Here is a 16,763-nt window from a genome sequence, read left to right as displayed (position 1 = left end):
CTCCTCATTCCCTCATACCGCCCGCTTTCGGCGGAATCAAAGGGATTTATCCCTTTAATTTCCCCATACCGCCTGCTTTCGGCGGATTCAGGGGCACTTTTGCTCCTCATTTACGCATGCCGCCCGCTTCTGGCGGATTCAGGGGCACTTTTGCTCCTCTTTCCCGCATCCCGCCCACTTTCGGCGGATTCAAAGGGATTTATCCCTTTAATTCCCCCCATCCCGCCCACTTTCAGCGGATTCAGCGGGATTCCTGATACAAGAATAGCTCCGTCCTTCGGATAGATAGCTTCCAATTACAAAGATCATAATCACCTACATGGTGCGACTGTGACGCGCAATAAAAAACGGACACCTCCCGCAAAGGGAAATGTCCGCTTCAATATAAATCAGCCGGTTAATCGTTCTTACGGTGGCGGCCTCTCATATACTCATTGATCTTCAGGTCCAGCAAGCTGCTGATGGCAATCACATTATCTGAGGTAAAGGAATTCTCCTGTACAAAGAGCTGTTCCATTCTGCTGCGGAGGACCTGTATTTCATTTTCCAGCGAGAGCCTGCGTGCATTTGCATCACCCCTGGGAGGATGTATCCCGCTTCCGGAACTACATTCCCCGCCATAGGAAGGTAAGTAATAATCTGCGCTCAGCACAATCATCCCTCCTAATGTATTATTGCGTGATATCCGGATACCTGATACTGAATTCTTCCTATCCGGACTCTGCGCCCTCTTCTAGAATAAGACCTCCATGTAAGTGTATTACAGGTGTTTCTTGTCCTTAGAGTAAAATAATACCATATAGAAGAGTGATCGGCTATAGTTCAATTTACTTCATTCTGTTTGCATTACTCTGCCCGCTCGCGGGCCAGCTGTGAGACAAATGCCCCAATCCGTTCAACCGCTTCGTTCAGCTGGGATACCGAGGTTGCATAGGAGCAGCGCAGGTAACCTTCACCGCCAAGTCCGAATACACTGCCCGGAACTGCAGCCACCTTATATTCCAGAAGCAGACGCTGGGCGAATTGATCGGAGGTCAGTCCGGTGCGCTGAATACTCGGAAAAGCATAGAACGCGCCTTGCGGCTCATGACAGTCCAGCCCGGCATCGCGCAGCCCTTTGACGATCAGCCGGCGCCGCTGATTATAGGAATCCGCCATCCGGTCCTTCTCTTCCATTCCGTTGGTCAATGCCTCCAGCGCAGCCACCTGGCCCATCGAAGGCGCGCACATGACTGTGTACTGGTGAATCTTCAGCATCGCGGAGATCAGGTCCGGGTGACCGCAGGCATATCCCATCCGCCAGCCGGTCATGGCGAAGGCTTTGGAGAAGCCGCTGACCAGAATGGTCCGGTCAATCATGCCCGGCAGGGAGGCAAAGCTTACATGATTGCTTCCATAGGTCAATTCAGCATAAATTTCATCGGAAATTACTATGAGATCATGTTTCTCTACCACTTTGGCAATCGGTTCCCAATCCTCACGGCTCATAATCGCACCCGTCGGATTGCTCGGATAGCAGAGAATGAGAATCTTGGAGCGCGGAGTGATCTTGGCTTCCAGATCAGCCGCCGTAAGCTTGAAGTTATTCTCTCCGAAGGTCTCAATGCCGACCGGAATCCCGCCGCCGATTGCTGTTATCGGTGAATAAGAGATATAGCAAGGCTCGGGAATCAGAATCTCGTCTCCCGGTGAGATCAAGGCCCGGAGCGCCAGATCTATCGCTTCACTGCCGCCGACGGTGGCAATAATCTGGTTCGCAGGATCATATTGCACCGCGAAGCGGGTCTGCAGATATTCGGCAATGCCTTCTCGAAGCTCCGGCATTCCGGCATTGGAGGTATAACCGGTGAAGCCGCGCTCCAGCGAGTAGACGCAGGCTTCCCTGACATGCCAGGGAGTCTTGAAATCCGGTTCCCCGACACCCAGTGAAATAATATCCTTGCTGCCTGCCGCCAGATCAAAAAACTTGCGGATGCCCGAGGGCTGTATCTGCTGGACCAGCGGGGCCAAATAGGAATTCATCGACTTCGTAATCATGGCATTACATCCTTCACGGAGATATCATCAGACGGTTGTCTTCTTCATGCTCTTCAAAGATGATACCGTCCTGTTTGTATTTTTTGAGCGTAAAGTTAGTTTTGGTAGAGAGTACCGCATCAATCGGCGACAGCTTCTCGGAGACGAAATTGGCGACCTCCCGCAGATTGCGGCCTTCCACTTCGACCAGCAAGTCGTATGCGCCGGACATCAGATAGACCGATTTGACCTGCGGATACAGATAGATCCGCTCGGCAATGCCTTCGAAGCCGCGGCCGCGTTCCGGGGTAATCTGGACTTCGATCAGCGCAGTCACCCGTTCATCGTCCACCTTATCCCAATTGACCACAGTAGCATATTTCACAATGACATGATCCTGTTCCATTTGTGCAATCACGGTTTTGACATCTTCTTCTTCCGCACCAAGCAGGGTTGCCATTAAAGCTGTTGAGCTTCGCGCGTCCTCCTTGAGCAGTTCCAGCACTTTCCTCTTCAAATCATTCATTTCCTTCATGCCTTCCCTCCGGATAGTTCGCCAGTCCGGTACCCCTGCTTCAGGGCAGAGCGCCTGCGAAAAGAGTTTAGTATTAATATGACACGAAAATGACAGTTCTGCAAACAAAATAACCCCGCCTGGGCGGGGTTACAATGGATCTTTTTATTTGTGTTTCTCCACACCAGCGGACGGGCAGTCCTATGCTTCATCCGCCCCGCGTGAGGGTTACATATAGTAAGAACCGTTATTGTGCTGGACATTGGCCTGATGCAGCGGAACATTGGAGGCCTGATTGTAGGCACCGGCTCCGCCTGTCTTCTCACGCACGAACTGCTGGCATTTCTGCTGGGTCTGCTGTGCAGCCTGAATCTGCTTGTCTACATCCTGACGCAGCGCTTTCCCCGGGGCAGTATACATGTTCATTTGTGACATTTGGTTATACAGCTCTCCCTGAAGTCTGAGCGTATCCATCGTCAGATCGTTGAATACCCGTCGTACCGTAGGACAATTCGATTCTGTAGCTGCTGTTGTATATTCACGGACTGTCCGCTTCAAATCAGCCAAAACCGTGTTCAGTAAATCCTCATCTGCCATGAATGGCGTTCCGTTTTGTGCGTACACAGTAAAACCTCCTTAAAGTTTGTGGGATATGCTTCCCGGCATCAAATTTGTGTGCGGCCAGTAATAATTATTGTGGCTGGGTTGGTGCATATTGCTGATGCTGATGCAGCAGCTGTACAAGCATATCCATATGGTGGGTATGACTTTGAATTTGCTGTACACAGATTCCCTGCACCGTGGAGTTTTGAGTGGTTCCGGCTGTAGCGGCCAGCTGCTTAATCAGCAAATCTTCGTTGGAAATGGAATCTGCGATATATTCCAGTTCTTTTCCGCTAAGCGCCTGCATTTGGTTAGATTGCATGTTCAGTATTCCCTCCTTCTGGATGTTCAAGCGTTCCTTAGTATGCCGCAGAGCAGAACACTTTATGTGCCAAAAAGCGCAAAGCTGCTTCTGAAAAAATCGGATTAACACCTTATAAACCGCGCATGAGCGGCTGCCAAACTGCAAACAATACCTTACCTGGATTATATAAAGGAGCGACCATACCATGAAACTCATCAGCGGGCAGCTGCCCTGGGAGAATACACTGCTTCAACCGCCGGTGTATCCGGTACTAAATGAAGATATTACCTGTGACTGTCTTATTGTAGGCGGCGGCATGGGCGGGGCGACGATGTCCTACCGTATGTCCCTTAGCGGAGCGGATACCGTTCTCATCGATAAAAGAGCAGTGGGCAGCGGAAGCTCCCACGCCAATACGGGACTGCTGCAGATTGCGAACGACAAGTCGCTGACCGCCTGTATGAATACCTTCGGGGAAGAGAACGGCGTGCTGTTCTATAAGCTGTGCCAGCAGGGCGTCCGCGCGATTCTCGACCTGCCGGGCAAGCTGGATATTGATCCGCAGATCATAGAACGCAGCAGTCTGCTGTATGCCAGCGTCCCTGAAGATGTACCCGCCCTGAAGCTGGAAAATGAAAACCTGATCCGGCATGGATTTGATTCAGAATTCTGGGATGAGGATAAAGTACGCTCGCATTATTCCTTCTCCAAACCTGCCGCACTCTTCTCCCGGGGCGATGCCGAGACCAATCCATTCCGGACCGTGCACAGCCTGATCGATAAAGCCCACTCCGGCGGAGTCCGGGTCTATGAGCATACCGAAGCCCTTAATTACGAATATAGTGCTGACGGCGTAGTCTGCCACACAGCGAATGGCCGGATTTTTGCGAAAAATGTTGTGTTTGCCATGGGGTATGAAACGCAGGATATGAAAAAGGACCGGGGCGCGGAGCTGATCAATACATATGCCATCATGACCAGGCCTCTTGCGGACTTCCCCAAATGGCATGAGCAAAGTCTGCTCTGGGAAACAGCGCGGCCTTATCTGTACTTCCGGACCACACCGGACGGACGGATCATTGCCGGAGGCAAGGATGAACAGCTCACCAGTCCCGAGCGCCGCGATGTCCGTGTGCTCTCCCAGTGCCAGCGGCTGCTGGAGGAGCTTGTGGCCCTGTTCCCGGAGCTTCAGGGAATAGAGGCTGAATACTCCTGGGGAGCGGTCTTCGGCTCTACCCGTGACGGCTTGCCTTATATGGGGCCGCATCCGGAGTACCCGCACTGCTATTTCATTGAAGGCTACGGGGGCAACGGAACCGTCTACAGCATGATCGCGGCCGAGCTGCTCGCAGATACCCTTGCCGGCAAGGTGCGCCCCGAGCTGGAGCTGTTCTCGCTGACCCGTACAGCGAAGCCTGCGCCGTCTCCGGCAATTCAGGCGTAAGCGGCAGAGCCTGCAGGAGCCTTGCTGCATCCGGCGGGAGCAGCAGTAAGTACTCGCAGGAAAGGGATGCTCCGCAAGCCTGATGGCTGCGGAGCATCCCTTTTTATAATAAACCTGACAATATGGAATAATAGCTTATTGTGCTTTTACAAATTCAGCAGATTTGATCCCTGCCTGGCGTCCAAAGATAATAATCTCGGCTACAGAGTTACCGCCGATACGGTTCTGGCCATGCAATCCGCCGACTACTTCGCCTGCTGCAAAAAGTCCTGTGATCGCTTTGCCGTCTTTGTTCAAGACCTCTGTATTTGTATTAATCACCACACCGCCCATGGTGTAGTGAATTCCCGGGCCGATTTGGATTGCATAATACGGTGCGCCGGACAGATCATTATCCATGCCTGTTGTTCTGCCGAATTCCGCATCCGACTTATTCTTCACTGCGCTGTTCCAGGTATCTACGGTCTTCTTCAGCTGATCTGCCGGAACGTTCATTTGTTCAGCCAGCGCCCGGGTGGTATCCGCTGTTTTGACTACACCCATCTTGATGTACTGGTCCACCGCTTTGACGCGGGATTTCACGCCGGAATCAAACACCAGATACGCTGATTTCTCCGGAAGTGTATTGATGGAAGCTGTCACTTTATCCCGGGTATCCATTTCGTTGCCGAAACGTTTGCCCTCGCTGGACACCAGAATTGCACCTTCGCCCCGGACCGCTTCACCGATCAGGTAGGATTTCTCCTGTTGTACAGTCGGGTGTACCTGAATCTGATCCAGATCTACCGTTGTGCCGCCAGCCTGTTCAATCATCCGGATGCCGTCGCCGGTGCTGCCGATCTGGTTCGTGGTCACATAACCCTCGAGGTCAGGTCTGACTTCGGTAATCATCTCCATATTAGCGCCGAAGCCGCCGGTTGTTACGATCACTGCTGATCCGGTAATTGTTTTCTCATCGGCCTGGTTGAACAGCACCTTGACGCCGTTCACCTTGCCATCCTGTACTGTAAGTTCCTTCACATCCGCATTAACGAACAAGGGAATCCCTTGCTCTTGTACATTTCTTACGAGTCCGGCAACCAGATATTGTCCGACTGCTGAGCCGTCTTCCGGACGGTGGGTGCGCTTCTCTTTCATTCCCCCGGTAATCGTAATATTGTTCAAACGGATTCCGATCGAATCCAGCCAGTCAATGGCACTTGCGGAATTGTCCACGAAAAAGCGGAGCAGCTCCTTGTTGTTCGTATCATGGCCGCCTGCCAGTGTCTCTTCATAGAACAGATCATTGGTGTCCTCGATGCCCTGCTCCTTCTGGAACTTCGTCTGCGAAGCGTTCATACCCGAGGAGGATTTGGTGGTGTTACCGCCGGCAACCGGCATTTTCTCCAAAATAACCGGGTTCATGCCGTTAGCCTTGGCTTCCAGCGCCGCCGACATTCCGGCACCGCCTGCGCCGACAATGATGATATCATATTTATCTTTTAACTGATCGTACGGTGTATAGCTCGCTTCGGATGCTCCCGATACGGCTTCGGCTGTCTCTTTAGGTGCAGTGGTTGCTGCAGGCTCTGTGGTTGCGCTGTTCTTACCCTTGCTCTCATTGACACTGCCGTTAGTATTGTTGTTACCGCAGCCTGCGATAACCAGCATAACGGAAAGAACGAGTATAAGAGTCGCTGCATATCTCTTTTTCATAGTAACGCTTGCCCCCTTGTGCATATTTTCACAATTATCATATCCGCAAAAGGGCTGTCCTTGGAAGCTTACGTAATTAAAGAAATTATTAAGTAACTAAAGTAAGTGGGCAAACAGCATCTACTGTTGTTGATTTAGCCACTTTGCAGGAATGGTGAGCATTTATATGCTGTTTGTCCAACTGCTGCTCCAACACGATCCCATCATTCATCAGCAAGTGTTGAAAATCCAACTGCTATTGTCTTAACTCTCTCCGCTCCTAACCTCCCGGGTTGCTGTCATCATTTCCGAAAAGAAACAAAACTTCCCGATCCTCTCGCGGATCGGGAAGGGGGCACGCGCTAGTCCAGCAGCTTCTCCATATGCAGCACTTTGGCAAAGCCGGCTTTTGCCGTGAACAGCCCGGTATTCTGCACCTTGAAGGTCTTGAAGCCGAGCCGCTCATAGAGCTTTTTGGCTTGCGGATTGGTGTCAACAACCTCCAGCAACATCTTGTTGCGGTTCGCCGACCGTGTTAAGGCAAAGGACGCTTCCAGCAGCCGGGTTCCGATCCCCAACCCTCTTACCTCACTGGAGACGACGAGCGGATCAATATGAATGGAGTCCTTCGGAACGCCGCCGTGAAACATACGATATATACCGTAGGCTGCATAACGCCACGCGCCGCCCGCTATGCCGAACGAATGTCTGAGAGCCCCGTAACCCAGCGTTGCGAAGAAGCCGTCTCCTTTTTCCAGACCGACGAATCCAACCACCCTTCCCTCGCGTACCGCATACAGACCGTTGTCATAACGCAGACTCCGGCACAACACCTCCACGACTTGCTTCTCATTGCGGGTAAATATCCACAGGGCATTGAATTTCAAGGCAAAAGCCTGATAAAACAGTCTGGCAACCTCGCCTTTCTGCACTTCGTCCAGGCGGTCGACAACTTCTACGTCTAACGTTGACATAAAGCTTCCTCCTTTATGTTGCTTCAGCTGCCGCTTCGTCCCGAGGCGCCGAAGCCTTGAATGACGGTGGATACCAACAATTGCGGAGCATCATTCTTCGCAAGATTGCCATTCTGGATCTCCTGCCAGGCAACGAACAGCAGATTATACATGACGGTTATCATCCAGTGGGCGGGCATCGCGGCATTCAGCAGACCGCGTGTCTGCCACCCTTCCACAGCTTCCCGCAGCGGTTGCTTGATTCGGGCTTCCTCGGCAAGAATATTAGGATTCTCGTCAACCGATGCCGCGAAGCTTAGAAAAGACATCTTGCTGCCCAAAGGAATCAGCGCCTCGAACACCTCCGTCAGGAAGCGGAGCATATCGCTGTCATCATTCATGATTCCTTCGAGCGCTTCATCCACCAGCCCGATGGCATTCAGCGCCAGCGCATCCAGCAGAAGCTCCCTTGTAGAGAAATAGCGATGCAGCGTCGCAATGCCGATTTGTGCATGATCCGCGATCTCCTGCAGCGTAGCCGTGGGCTTCAACGCCAGCAGCTCCGTTGCTGCGTCCAGAATAGCTTTCCGTTTATTGTCCTTAACACTGGGTTTCATGAACATAGTCCTGCCTTTGCTGTGGATTAATTGATATTTTTATGAATATAATGATATATTTATCTATCATTTATTATTATTTTATGCTCATGGGCAGCTGGAGTCAAATTGTTGATGTACATAAACCCTCCTCAAAAAAATGTCATAACGCTTCTTTAAGGGGGCAAGGCATTTCCCTCCAGTAGGGATTTCATTTATGTTCACCATATTTAATTCTTCTTTCATTCGCCAACCCGCAGCCAATGTTATACGGAAGCACCCCGTTAAAGTAAGTGAATTTGCGTGCGGATGTTTATAGTTTTATAATTGGGACTTACACAATCGTATGACTAGGAGGAACTGAACCATGGACAAAAGCAAAAAATATATGCTTGCCGGCGCCATCCTGACCGCAGCTGGTGTTTCTCTAATGACCTATACAGCAAACCGTTACACTTCCTTCAAAAAAGTGGTGGCCAGAACCATCCGGCTGGAGGATATCGCCTCCCTTGAAATCACCCGTCTGTCCTCTGTTCCCGGTGAACAGAAGGATATTGTGGTTACGGAGCCGGAGGCCATCAAACAAATATGTGATGATTTCGCCGACGTCCGGTTAATGAAATCAGCGCGGAATGTAAGCACAGACAACAAATACAGCTATTATATTACCATCGTACAGGCTGACCGGAAGCAGCGGTTTGATATCATTCTCAAGGGCAGGCAGCATATGATTATTTACGATAATGATATGAACAATCCGCATTTAAAAGCCTATAAAATCATGGGTTCCTTCCATCCGCAGGCATTGAAACTGGCTTTTGCCTGATCGCAGGGCTGCATAAATCACCTTTGCTAACGTATAGAATCAGAATTAAACTTGGAGTCATAGCTGGCAGTGTTGGGGCGGCCATGACTCCATATTAGTAGAATTAGTAGAAGTTGTAATCTTATTCATTAATTCCTTGATGTAGAGGACTGAAATTCCGTTATTTGGGCAGATTAGGCGGATTCGTTGACTAATCGGACTCAGAATCGCTTATTTGACCAGACATAGCTCATTTCCGGCCCGAATGAACAGGATAAGGGATTCTCAGTCCGTTTCATCCTCATAAAAAGGTTATTTGCAAATATAGCGACTTCTCAGTCCGCTTCACTTACAGGCTTGAAATATCAACAATTTCCCCGATCACACAATCTCCCAGGCAACAAAAAAAGGACCCGAAGGCCCTCCATTAACTACTAACCATCCGCTGTCCAATTTACCAGCCGCTCACCTATATTTACTTATAAGTTCATGCCCCTCCGGCTTCACTTTGTACATATATACCGGTCTGCCTACCGCGCCGTAGCTGAGCTCCATCTCCAGAATGCCTGCCTCGGTCAGAAAAGCCAGATATTTGCGGACGGAAATCCGCGAAATCGGCGCCTGGCTGCTGATATCTTCAGTGGAGAATACCGGGTTCGGCAGCTGCTTAATCGTATCCCAGATACTCTCCAGTGTGCCTTCGGTAAGACCTTTGGGCAGGCTCTGCGCTCCACTCTTGTCTTCTTCAGCCTCCGGAGCGGAGTGGCGCAGCAGCTTATCCAGCTGTTCCTGGCTCAGATGCTCCTTGTGCATTAACCGAAAGTCTTCGCGGTATGCCGACAAAGCCGCCTGAAATCGGGCAAACTCAAATGGCTTGATCAGGTAATCCACAGCCCCGTTCTGCAGCGCCTTGCGGATGCTTGCATTATCGCTGGCGGCGGAGATCACAATGATATCCGCCTTGCTTCCCTGCTCCCGTAGCGTGGACAACAGCTGAAGCCCGCTGGTACGGGGCATATAGATATCCAGCAGCAGGAGATCGATCTCCTGTTCCGCCAGCATCTTCAAGGCCTCATCTCCTGAAGCCGCCCAGCCCGCGAATTCGAAGCCCTGGACCTGTTCGAGATAATGGCGGTTGAATTTCGCTACCATCGGGTCATCTTCTACAATCAGCACTTTAATGTTCATTGGCTCTCCTCACCCTTTGCAGCATATGGCACATCAACGATGAACGTGGTTCCCTGCCCGCCGCCGCAGGCGGCAATCTGAAGATGTCCCTGCAGTTTGTCTACACTCTTCCTGACTAAATACAGTCCGATTCCCCGGTGTTCCCCCTTGGAGGAGAAGCCCTGGACGAAGATCTGCTCCCGGAGTGCCTCCGGAATCCCCGGGCCGTTGTCGCTAACCTCACACAGCAGCCTTCCCTCTTCATAGTGAAAAGCAAGCCCGATCCGCTTATTACTGTGTACATCTCTGCCGTGTACATCTCTGCTGTGTACATCGCCGCTGTGTTCATCAGACCCCGGCCCGCCCAGCGCTTCCATCGCATTGTCCAGCAAATTCCCGGCAATGGTAATCAGCTCATGAATAACCTGCGAATCTGCCGATTCCGGCAGATAACTGTCCGCAGTCAGCAGCAGTTCAATTCCCGTCTCGCGCGCCCGGCTCAGCTTACCCAGCAGAAAACCCGCCATAGCCGGGTCCTTAATCTGTCTCGTGATGGCCCCGATCTCCTGCTGGTAGTTATTTGCCGTTCCCAAAATATACTGCTGCAGCTCGTCATATAAGCCCATATGCGTCATGCCCATAATCACATGCAGCTTGTTCATGAATTCATGGGCACCTGCCCGCAGGGCGTCTGCATAGACAGAAATACCCGACAGCCGTTCGGCCAGAACTGCCAGCTCAGTCTTGTCACGAAATGTAGCGATGGCTCCGGCAATCTCGCCGCCTACGCGGACCGGCAGGCTGCTTACGAGCAGGGAGATACCGCCCAGCTCCAGCTCCTGGTCCTGCCTGCCTTCCCCGCTGGCCAGCACATGCTCCAGACGCAGCTCTGGCCAATAATCGGCAATCTGCCGGTTTACAACAGCGCCGTTGATCCCTGCCGCCTTGAGAAGCCGGTGCGCCTCCATATTGATAAGCGTAATGCGCGCTTCCTGGTCAATCGCAATAATCCCCTCGCGAATGGATTCCAGCATGGCGCTGCGTTCCTGCAGGAGTCTGGAAATATCGGCAGGCTCCATGCCGAACATCATTTGCTTGATCCTCCTCGCCAGAACAAAAGCGCCTCCGGCCCCAAACAGCGCGCCTGAGACCAGAATGGCAATAATCGTCCATTCATTCTGCCTGACCAGACGCTGCACCCTGTCCATCGACAGTCCAGCTACTACAACCCCGAGCTGATGCCCTCTGCCGTCATAGACCGGCACGAATGCCCGCAACGAATTCCCGAGCGTCCCTGTTCCTTCGGACATGCTCTCTTGTCCGCGCAGCGCAGCCTCCTGCCCGCCTCCCACGAAGGGCAGCCCAACCTTGGAGGTATCCGGATGCGAATACCGGATGCTATTCATATCCATCACCACTACAAACAATATATCATTACGGCGTGTAATCTTGGAGGTGTAGGCTTGAATCCCCTTGCTGTTCCCTTCGCTTAAGCCCTCTGAGAGCAGCGGCATCAGGGCAATCGTGCGGGCAATCGTAATGGCCTTATCCTCCAGCGCATGCCGGGTCTGGGGAATAATCTGATTGCGGAATATAATATATAAGACCAGCAGCACCAAGACTACAACAGCAGATACCATTACCGCTACCGTTGTCCTTAGGCTGTAGCTTTTTTTCTTGGCCAAGGATGCCCATGCCTCCTCATAAATAACATTTGTACAGGTTATCCCGGCTAGATTCGAGCCGGTTCAGCACCTGCACCCGGATCTGTTGAGCTCAAGTTATCTTGGTATGCTTAAGCCCGGCTCCTTGCTTCAGCAACCGTCGCAGCACCAGCCAGCCCCACAGCGGAGCCGTTCCCAGCAGCAGCATAAGCCAAGTGACAGCCTGCGGGGACTGATTGACCGACAGCACAGCAATGAATATAAGCAGGCCTATCAGCCGCCCGGTCATCAGACTCAGCTCTCTAAGCACAACCAGCTCCACCCGTTTGCCGGCACTCTCTTCAGAGACACCCATCAGATCGAAGCTGGTAGACGTCATCGGCAGCATGTAGAGCGGGATGCACAGCGAGGTTCCAATCCCCATAATTAACAGCGTGGCGTAATTCACCTTCCACAGAAGCGGCAGAATGAAAGCGGCCAGCAGCAGACTGCCGGCCAGCATCCCCCTGAAGCGGGCTCCGGGCTTGAACCATTTACCGGCCGCATAGTAGCTGATCAAAGAAACTGCCGAGGTAATCAGCGCGAACTGCCCAAGCTTACTCTCCTCACGGGCTGCAATATAGACCAGCAGTCCGATCAGGAACGAGAATACGCCCTCCCGTACTCCCTGGAACAGCAGCGCCGCCGCAGCGGGCCGCCAGGGACTCTCCTTGCGGCTAAGCTCGCGCCAAGGCTCCAACCACAGGTAGATTCCGCCGCGCGGCCGCTTCTCCAGCCCAAAGCTGAGTACAGCAGCCACTCCATAGATGCACAGTGACAGGATAAACACAATACGGTAGCCCTTGTCCCCGTGCCACAAGGAGATTAGACTACCGGATACCCACGGACCGACAATGCCCGTCAGCGAACCCAGCAGTCCCATCCAGCCGTTGAAGAAATCGCGGTTGCCCGCCTCGGTAATCTCAAAGAAAACAATATTAAAAGCCAGCCAGTAGAACCCGATGGAAAGACCGAGAATGAGTCCCAGCGGCCAGATATAATACACCGCTTCTCCGCGCAGCCAGAGCACCAGCAAATAAAAAAAGCCCGAAACGGCAATTCCCAGCCGCAGGGCATTCATTTTGTTATGCTCCTTCACCCATTTGCCGCCCAGCCAGAAGCTTAGTCCGACTGCGAGCTGCTGGGCAACCGTAAACCAGCCGATCATGGCGAAGTTCTGCCGGCTTTTCCACAAATACACGTTCAAAAAAGTACCTGCCAGCACCGTAGCCAGCAGGTAGAGCCCGCCCACGGCAAGCAGCAGCGCTGCCTGGTTCCGTAATAACCTCCTCATGCTATACCTCCCTGCTATTCTGGACACCTCATGTATAACTAACATGTCCAAATCACAGGGAAAGCATGAATCCGAAGCTTACTGAGGTGTAGTGCTGAGATTGCGCACAAGCTGAATGCGGTCTTCCTGTGCCAGACTGTGCTGCACATGGAAGCAGGAAGGACATACGAACAGATTCAGCGAGAACGGCGGCTTCAGCACGGCTCCGCCGCCCAGCGCTTCCGGCGTTGCCGGGGTAAATCCGCTTACCTGCTGTGTGCCGGAGTGAAGCATCAGCTCATGGCATTGCGGACATTCCGGCGCTTCCAGCTGCGCGGCCAGCAAGCTGGCGACACTCTGCTCATAACGCGTCAGATCATAATCATCACCGAACTGGACCAGGGTATTAAATATGGGAACCACACTATCCTTGTCACCGTCGTCATCCCACAGATCCTCGTCACTGACCTCTTCCTGATCGGAAGCGTCCTCTGTGTCCAGCTCTTCATCTTCGAGATCGTCAGCGCCTATTGTAATCGTGCGGTAACCGCTAAGCTCATTATTGCAATGAGGACAAGTGTCCTCCGGGCCAAACTCCTCATCCCATACAATCTCGGTATGGCACCAAGGACATACTGTCGTTTCCATCTGTATAATCTCCTTCGTTCCTCACATTAGGTTCAATTTCAATGCAACATTAAATAGATAATTCCGGCCGCTATAAACGCCAGAGCGGAAAAGAACAGAACCCGAACCAGAATCTTCATATTTCCCTGCTCCCTAAATCAAAATATAGCGGCGCCGATGACATAGGACAATGAAACGGAGATCAGCAGTGCTGTCAGTCCCACGGCCCGGTTATCCGCAGCAATCTCGTCATCAATCGAAAAGACGGGGGTTAGAAATTCAAACAGGAAGTACGCCAGCAGCAGCAGGAGGAAACCCACAACCGACCATTTCATCGTCTCATAGATCGAGGCTCCCGCTTCAATGCTGAAGCGCAGAATATTGCAGATGCCGAAGATCTTGCCTCCGGTTGCCATCGCTACGGCCACATTCCCCTTGCGGATTTCTTCCCAGCAGTTGTATTTAGTCACCATTTCAAAGAAGGACAGGAATACCACCAGACCCAATATGGCCACAGTGAAGTAGCCGAGCAGCGCTCCCAGCGGATGATCCAGCAAAAGATCAATATTATCTTGCATACTTCTCCCTCTTTCTGCCGGACGCTACTGCAGTTCAGCCACGGTTACGCCCGCGCCGCCTTCGTTGTAATTCCCGAGCCGGTAGCTTTTGATATTCTTATGCTTACGCAGATATTCCTGTATCCCCGTCCGCAATACCCCCGTGCCTTTGCCGTGGATAATCGAAATCTGCCCAAGATTGCCGAGGAACGCTTCGTCGATGAAGCGGTCGGTCTCCATGATGGCTTCTTCCAGATTGGCCCCGCGCAGATCGAGCTCGGTGCGGACATTCTCATCCCGCGTACGCTTGACTGTCGTAGCCCGGCGCAGAGCCGGCGGAGGCGCATCCGGCGCAGAGGCCAGGAACTCCAGATCAGCAAGGTTGACCTTCATCTTCATAATGCCGAACTGTACCACGGCTTCCTTGGCACCGCTCAGCTCTACAACAAGGCCCTTCTGATTCACATTAGCCACCTTGACTTCATCCCCGGGCTGAATCTTCCGCGGCGCCTTGGTGCTGCTGCGGGCAATAACCTTCTTGCGCGGTGCAGGCTCCGCTTCATCCAGTCTCCGGCGCGCTTCGATCAGCTTGTGCTCCTTGACGGATGCCCCTTCCTCCATTGCCAGGCGGCGGAGGTCACTGATGATCTCCTCGGCTTCCTTACGCGCCTTGGCGAGGATATCGCTGGCATCCTTCTCCGCCTTCTCCAGGCGTTTGTCGCGCTGGCCTTCCAGCTTCTCCAGCTCTAGCTGCTGCCGCTTGCGGAATTCTTCCGCTTCGCGGCGCAGGCCCTCGGCCCGTTCACGCTCATTCTCTGCGGTGAGGCGGTTCTCTTCCAGGGAAGCGATCATGTGCTCGACGCGCATGTCTTCTTCCTTGACTTCGCCGCGCGCATGCTCAAGAATGGCATTCGGCAGGCCGAGGCGCTCGGCAATGGCGAACGCATTGCTTCGTCCCGGCACACCGATCAGCAGCCGGTAGGTAGGACTCAGACTGGCCACATCAAACTCCATACTGGCATTGATGACACCTTTGCGCTCATACGCATAAGCCTTCAGCTCACTGTAATGCGTAGTTGCCACCATCCGGCATTCTGTACGGTGGATATTCTCCAGAATGGCAATCGCCAGGGCCGATCCCTCCGCCGGATCCGTTCCTGCTCCAACCTCATCGAGCAGAATCAGACTCTTCGGCGTCATTCTCTTCAGAATGGAGATGATATTGGTCATATGGCTGGAGAATGTACTCAGGCTCTGCTCAATACTCTGCTCATCGCCAATGTCGGCATAGATCGCATCGAAGACGCACATCTGGCTGCCTTCCTCTGCCGGAATGAACAATCCCGACATCGACATCAGGCTGAGGAGGCCGATGGTCTTCAGGGTAACCGTCTTACCGCCGGTGTTCGGGCCGGTCACGATAATCGAGCTGTACTGGTTGCCCAGCTCCACATCCAGCGGCACGACCTGCTCTGCGGGAATGAGCGGATGGCGCCCTTTACGCAGGCGCAGGTAGCCGCGGTCATTCATACGCGGCTGGGTAGCCTTCATGTCGCGTGCCAGGCGCGCTTTGGCGAAGATGAAATCGAGTTCGCCGAGAATATCGATATCATAAGCCATCTCTTCGGCAATATCGCCGACAAGTGCCGTCAGGCGGTGCAGGATGATCTCGATCTCCCGCTCCTCGCGCAGCCGTGTCTCGCGCAGCTTATTGTTCATCGCCACAATCGATTCCGGCTCAATGAATAGCGTCGCCCCGGAGCCGGACTGATCATGAACAATGCCGCCGAAATGGGCACGGTACTCCGCTTTGACCGGAATGACAAACCGGTCACCACGGATCGTCACAAGCTGATCCTGCAGCATCTTCGATACCGAAGACGAGCGGATCATGGAATCCAGCTTCTCGCGGATGCGGGTCTCGCCGCCGCGCAGCTCCCGGCGGATGGAGGCCAGCTCTGTACTGGCCGAATCCATGACATCCGCATTCTCGTCGATACACAGGCGGATGGCGTCCTCCACATGCTTCTGCTCCGAGAGCAGATCGCTATGGGCGAAGAGGGTAGGGATCTTCTCATCCTCGTGCATCGCCCCGAGGAACCGCTTCACTCTGCGGGCTCCGCCGATCGTGTTGCCGACAGAGAGCAGTTCAGTGGTACCCAGCATTCCGCCGATCGAAGCGCGTTTCAGGGCGGGCTTGATGTCAGTCACACCGCGGAAGGAAGGTATTCCCTTCAGCCGGTCAACATTAGCAGCCTCATCCGTAGCCTGCAGAAGCAGCTTCACTCCTTCGAAATCCCCGGAGGGCTTCAGCGATTCGGCGGTCAGCCGTCCCATCGGTGTCTGCGTATACTGCATCAATTTATTTAAAATCTTGCGATATTCAAGCGTATGCAAAATTTTGTCGTCCAATTACTGTCACAGCTCCCTTCATAGATGGTTACATTATACCTAATTTAGCCCATTTTCGCTATTTGGGTATGATTTCTGGGCATAGAAAAGCGGCTGTGGGCCACAATAACAACGC

The 16,763-nt window shown here is 52.8% G+C and carries 16 protein-coding genes; 2 read left to right on the top strand and 14 right to left on the bottom strand.

What is annotated here, in order from left to right:
* Positions 1–397: 397 nt before the first annotated feature.
* From GC101_RS21430 to GC101_RS21410, 5 genes are all read right to left on the bottom strand, one after another.
* Entirely contained in the window at positions 398–592 is a 195-nt protein-coding gene (locus tag GC101_RS21430) for an aspartyl-phosphate phosphatase Spo0E family protein (protein WP_340989372.1), read from the bottom strand.
* A 254-nt stretch (positions 593–846) separates the two neighbouring features.
* Positions 847–2,037 carry an aminotransferase class I/II-fold pyridoxal phosphate-dependent enzyme gene (locus GC101_RS21425; RefSeq protein WP_042135087.1) on the bottom strand — a complete coding sequence of 397 codons (1,191 nt, stop codon included), beginning with the start codon at positions 2,035–2,037 and terminating at the stop codon, positions 847–849.
* A gap of 13 nt (positions 2,038–2,050) precedes the next feature.
* Positions 2,051–2,551, bottom strand: a complete 501-nt coding sequence (locus GC101_RS21420; RefSeq protein ID WP_039308379.1) for an Lrp/AsnC family transcriptional regulator — start codon at positions 2,549–2,551, stop codon at positions 2,051–2,053.
* A 207-nt stretch (positions 2,552–2,758) separates the two neighbouring features.
* Positions 2,759–3,154 carry a spore coat protein gene (locus tag GC101_RS21415; protein ID WP_171718898.1) on the bottom strand — a complete coding sequence of 132 codons (396 nt, stop codon included), beginning with the start codon at positions 3,152–3,154 and terminating at the stop codon, positions 2,759–2,761.
* 67 nt (positions 3,155–3,221) lie between these two features.
* Complete coding sequence (locus GC101_RS21410; protein ID WP_039308384.1) at positions 3,222–3,455, bottom strand: hypothetical protein; 234 nt, start codon at positions 3,453–3,455, stop codon at positions 3,222–3,224.
* A gap of 187 nt (positions 3,456–3,642) precedes the next feature.
* On the opposite strand from GC101_RS21410, the gene GC101_RS21405 reads away from it, so the two are divergent.
* Entirely contained in the window at positions 3,643–4,881 is a 1,239-nt protein-coding gene (locus GC101_RS21405) for an NAD(P)/FAD-dependent oxidoreductase (protein ID WP_171718897.1), read from the top strand.
* A gap of 135 nt (positions 4,882–5,016) precedes the next feature.
* Here GC101_RS21405 and GC101_RS21400 read toward each other — a convergent pair whose 3' ends face one another.
* The 3 genes from GC101_RS21400 to GC101_RS21390 form a co-directional block, all read right to left on the bottom strand.
* Positions 5,017–6,576: a flavocytochrome c gene (locus tag GC101_RS21400; protein ID WP_171718896.1), complete on the bottom strand. Its 1,560-nt coding sequence runs from the start codon at positions 6,574–6,576 to the stop codon at positions 5,017–5,019.
* A gap of 341 nt (positions 6,577–6,917) precedes the next feature.
* Positions 6,918–7,529, bottom strand: a complete 612-nt coding sequence (locus tag GC101_RS21395; protein ID WP_171718895.1) for a GNAT family N-acetyltransferase — start codon at positions 7,527–7,529, stop codon at positions 6,918–6,920.
* 23 nt (positions 7,530–7,552) lie between these two features.
* Positions 7,553–8,125, bottom strand: coding sequence for a TetR/AcrR family transcriptional regulator (locus GC101_RS21390; protein WP_171718894.1), 573 nt, complete (start codon positions 8,123–8,125; stop codon positions 7,553–7,555).
* Between the two features lie 346 nt (positions 8,126–8,471).
* Here GC101_RS21390 and GC101_RS21385 point away from each other — a divergent pair, with 346 nt between their 5' ends.
* Entirely contained in the window at positions 8,472–8,930 is a 459-nt protein-coding gene (locus tag GC101_RS21385; protein WP_171718893.1) for a hypothetical protein, read from the top strand.
* Positions 8,931–9,374: 444 nt separating this feature from the next.
* Here GC101_RS21385 and GC101_RS21380 read toward each other — a convergent pair whose 3' ends face one another.
* From GC101_RS21380 to GC101_RS21355, 6 genes are all read right to left on the bottom strand, one after another.
* The gene (locus tag GC101_RS21380; protein ID WP_171718892.1) at positions 9,375–10,097 is read right to left on the bottom strand and encodes a response regulator; all 723 of its coding nucleotides are present in this window, start codon (positions 10,095–10,097) and stop codon (positions 9,375–9,377) included.
* Positions 10,094–11,761 (bottom strand): DcuS/MalK family sensor histidine kinase, encoded by a 1,668-nt coding sequence (dcuS, locus tag GC101_RS21375; RefSeq protein WP_171718891.1) that lies wholly within the window; start codon positions 11,759–11,761, stop codon positions 10,094–10,096. Before dcuS ends, GC101_RS21380 begins: the two co-directional genes overlap by 4 nt.
* 91 nt (positions 11,762–11,852) lie before the next feature.
* Positions 11,853–13,073, bottom strand: a complete 1,221-nt coding sequence (locus GC101_RS21370) for an MFS transporter (protein WP_171718890.1) — start codon at positions 13,071–13,073, stop codon at positions 11,853–11,855.
* Positions 13,074–13,151: 78 nt separating this feature from the next.
* Complete coding sequence (locus tag GC101_RS21365) at positions 13,152–13,700, bottom strand: hypothetical protein (RefSeq protein ID WP_171718889.1); 549 nt, start codon at positions 13,698–13,700, stop codon at positions 13,152–13,154.
* Between the two features lie 137 nt (positions 13,701–13,837).
* A complete protein-coding gene (locus GC101_RS21360) occupies positions 13,838–14,257 on the bottom strand; it encodes a DUF350 domain-containing protein (RefSeq protein ID WP_039308413.1) in 420 nt (139 codons plus the stop codon).
* 24 nt (positions 14,258–14,281) lie between these two features.
* The gene (locus GC101_RS21355) at positions 14,282–16,648 is read right to left on the bottom strand and encodes an endonuclease MutS2 (protein ID WP_171718888.1); all 2,367 of its coding nucleotides are present in this window, start codon (positions 16,646–16,648) and stop codon (positions 14,282–14,284) included.
* Between the last annotated feature and the right edge of the window lie 115 nt (positions 16,649–16,763).

It is taken from the genome of Paenibacillus phytohabitans, assembly GCF_013141775.1.
Taxonomy (GTDB): domain Bacteria; phylum Bacillota; class Bacilli; order Paenibacillales; family Paenibacillaceae; genus Paenibacillus_AQ; species Paenibacillus_AQ phytohabitans.
The sequence above is the reverse complement of the archived record's forward strand: the minus strand, read 5'-3'. Positions and strand labels throughout refer to the sequence as shown.

What these genes read in the sequence shown, in the direction of transcription:
- GC101_RS21425 (WP_042135087.1), bottom strand. Translation starts at nt 2,037, where the DNA reads ATGATTACGAAGTCGATGAATTCCTATTTGGCCCCGCTGGTCCAGCAG.
- GC101_RS21420 (WP_039308379.1), bottom strand. Translation starts at nt 2,551, where the DNA reads ATGAAGGAAATGAATGATTTGAAGAGGAAAGTGCTGGAACTGCTCAAG.
- GC101_RS21410 (WP_039308384.1), bottom strand. Translation starts at nt 3,455, where the DNA reads ATGCAATCTAACCAAATGCAGGCGCTTAGCGGAAAAGAACTGGAATAT.
- GC101_RS21405 (WP_171718897.1), top strand. Translation starts at nt 3,643, where the DNA reads ATGAAACTCATCAGCGGGCAGCTGCCCTGGGAGAATACACTGCTTCAA.
- GC101_RS21400 (WP_171718896.1), bottom strand. Translation starts at nt 6,576, where the DNA reads ATGAAAAAGAGATATGCAGCGACTCTTATACTCGTTCTTTCCGTTATG.
- GC101_RS21395 (WP_171718895.1), bottom strand. Translation starts at nt 7,529, where the DNA reads ATGTCAACGTTAGACGTAGAAGTTGTCGACCGCCTGGACGAAGTGCAG.
- GC101_RS21390 (WP_171718894.1), bottom strand. Translation starts at nt 8,125, where the DNA reads ATGAAACCCAGTGTTAAGGACAATAAACGGAAAGCTATTCTGGACGCA.
- GC101_RS21385 (WP_171718893.1), top strand. Translation starts at nt 8,472, where the DNA reads ATGGACAAAAGCAAAAAATATATGCTTGCCGGCGCCATCCTGACCGCA.
- GC101_RS21380 (WP_171718892.1), bottom strand. Translation starts at nt 10,097, where the DNA reads ATGAACATTAAAGTGCTGATTGTAGAAGATGACCCGATGGTAGCGAAA.
- GC101_RS21370 (WP_171718890.1), bottom strand. Translation starts at nt 13,073, where the DNA reads ATGAGGAGGTTATTACGGAACCAGGCAGCGCTGCTGCTTGCCGTGGGC.
- GC101_RS21365 (WP_171718889.1), bottom strand. Translation starts at nt 13,700, where the DNA reads ATGGAAACGACAGTATGTCCTTGGTGCCATACCGAGATTGTATGGGAT.
- GC101_RS21360 (WP_039308413.1), bottom strand. Translation starts at nt 14,257, where the DNA reads ATGCAAGATAATATTGATCTTTTGCTGGATCATCCGCTGGGAGCGCTG.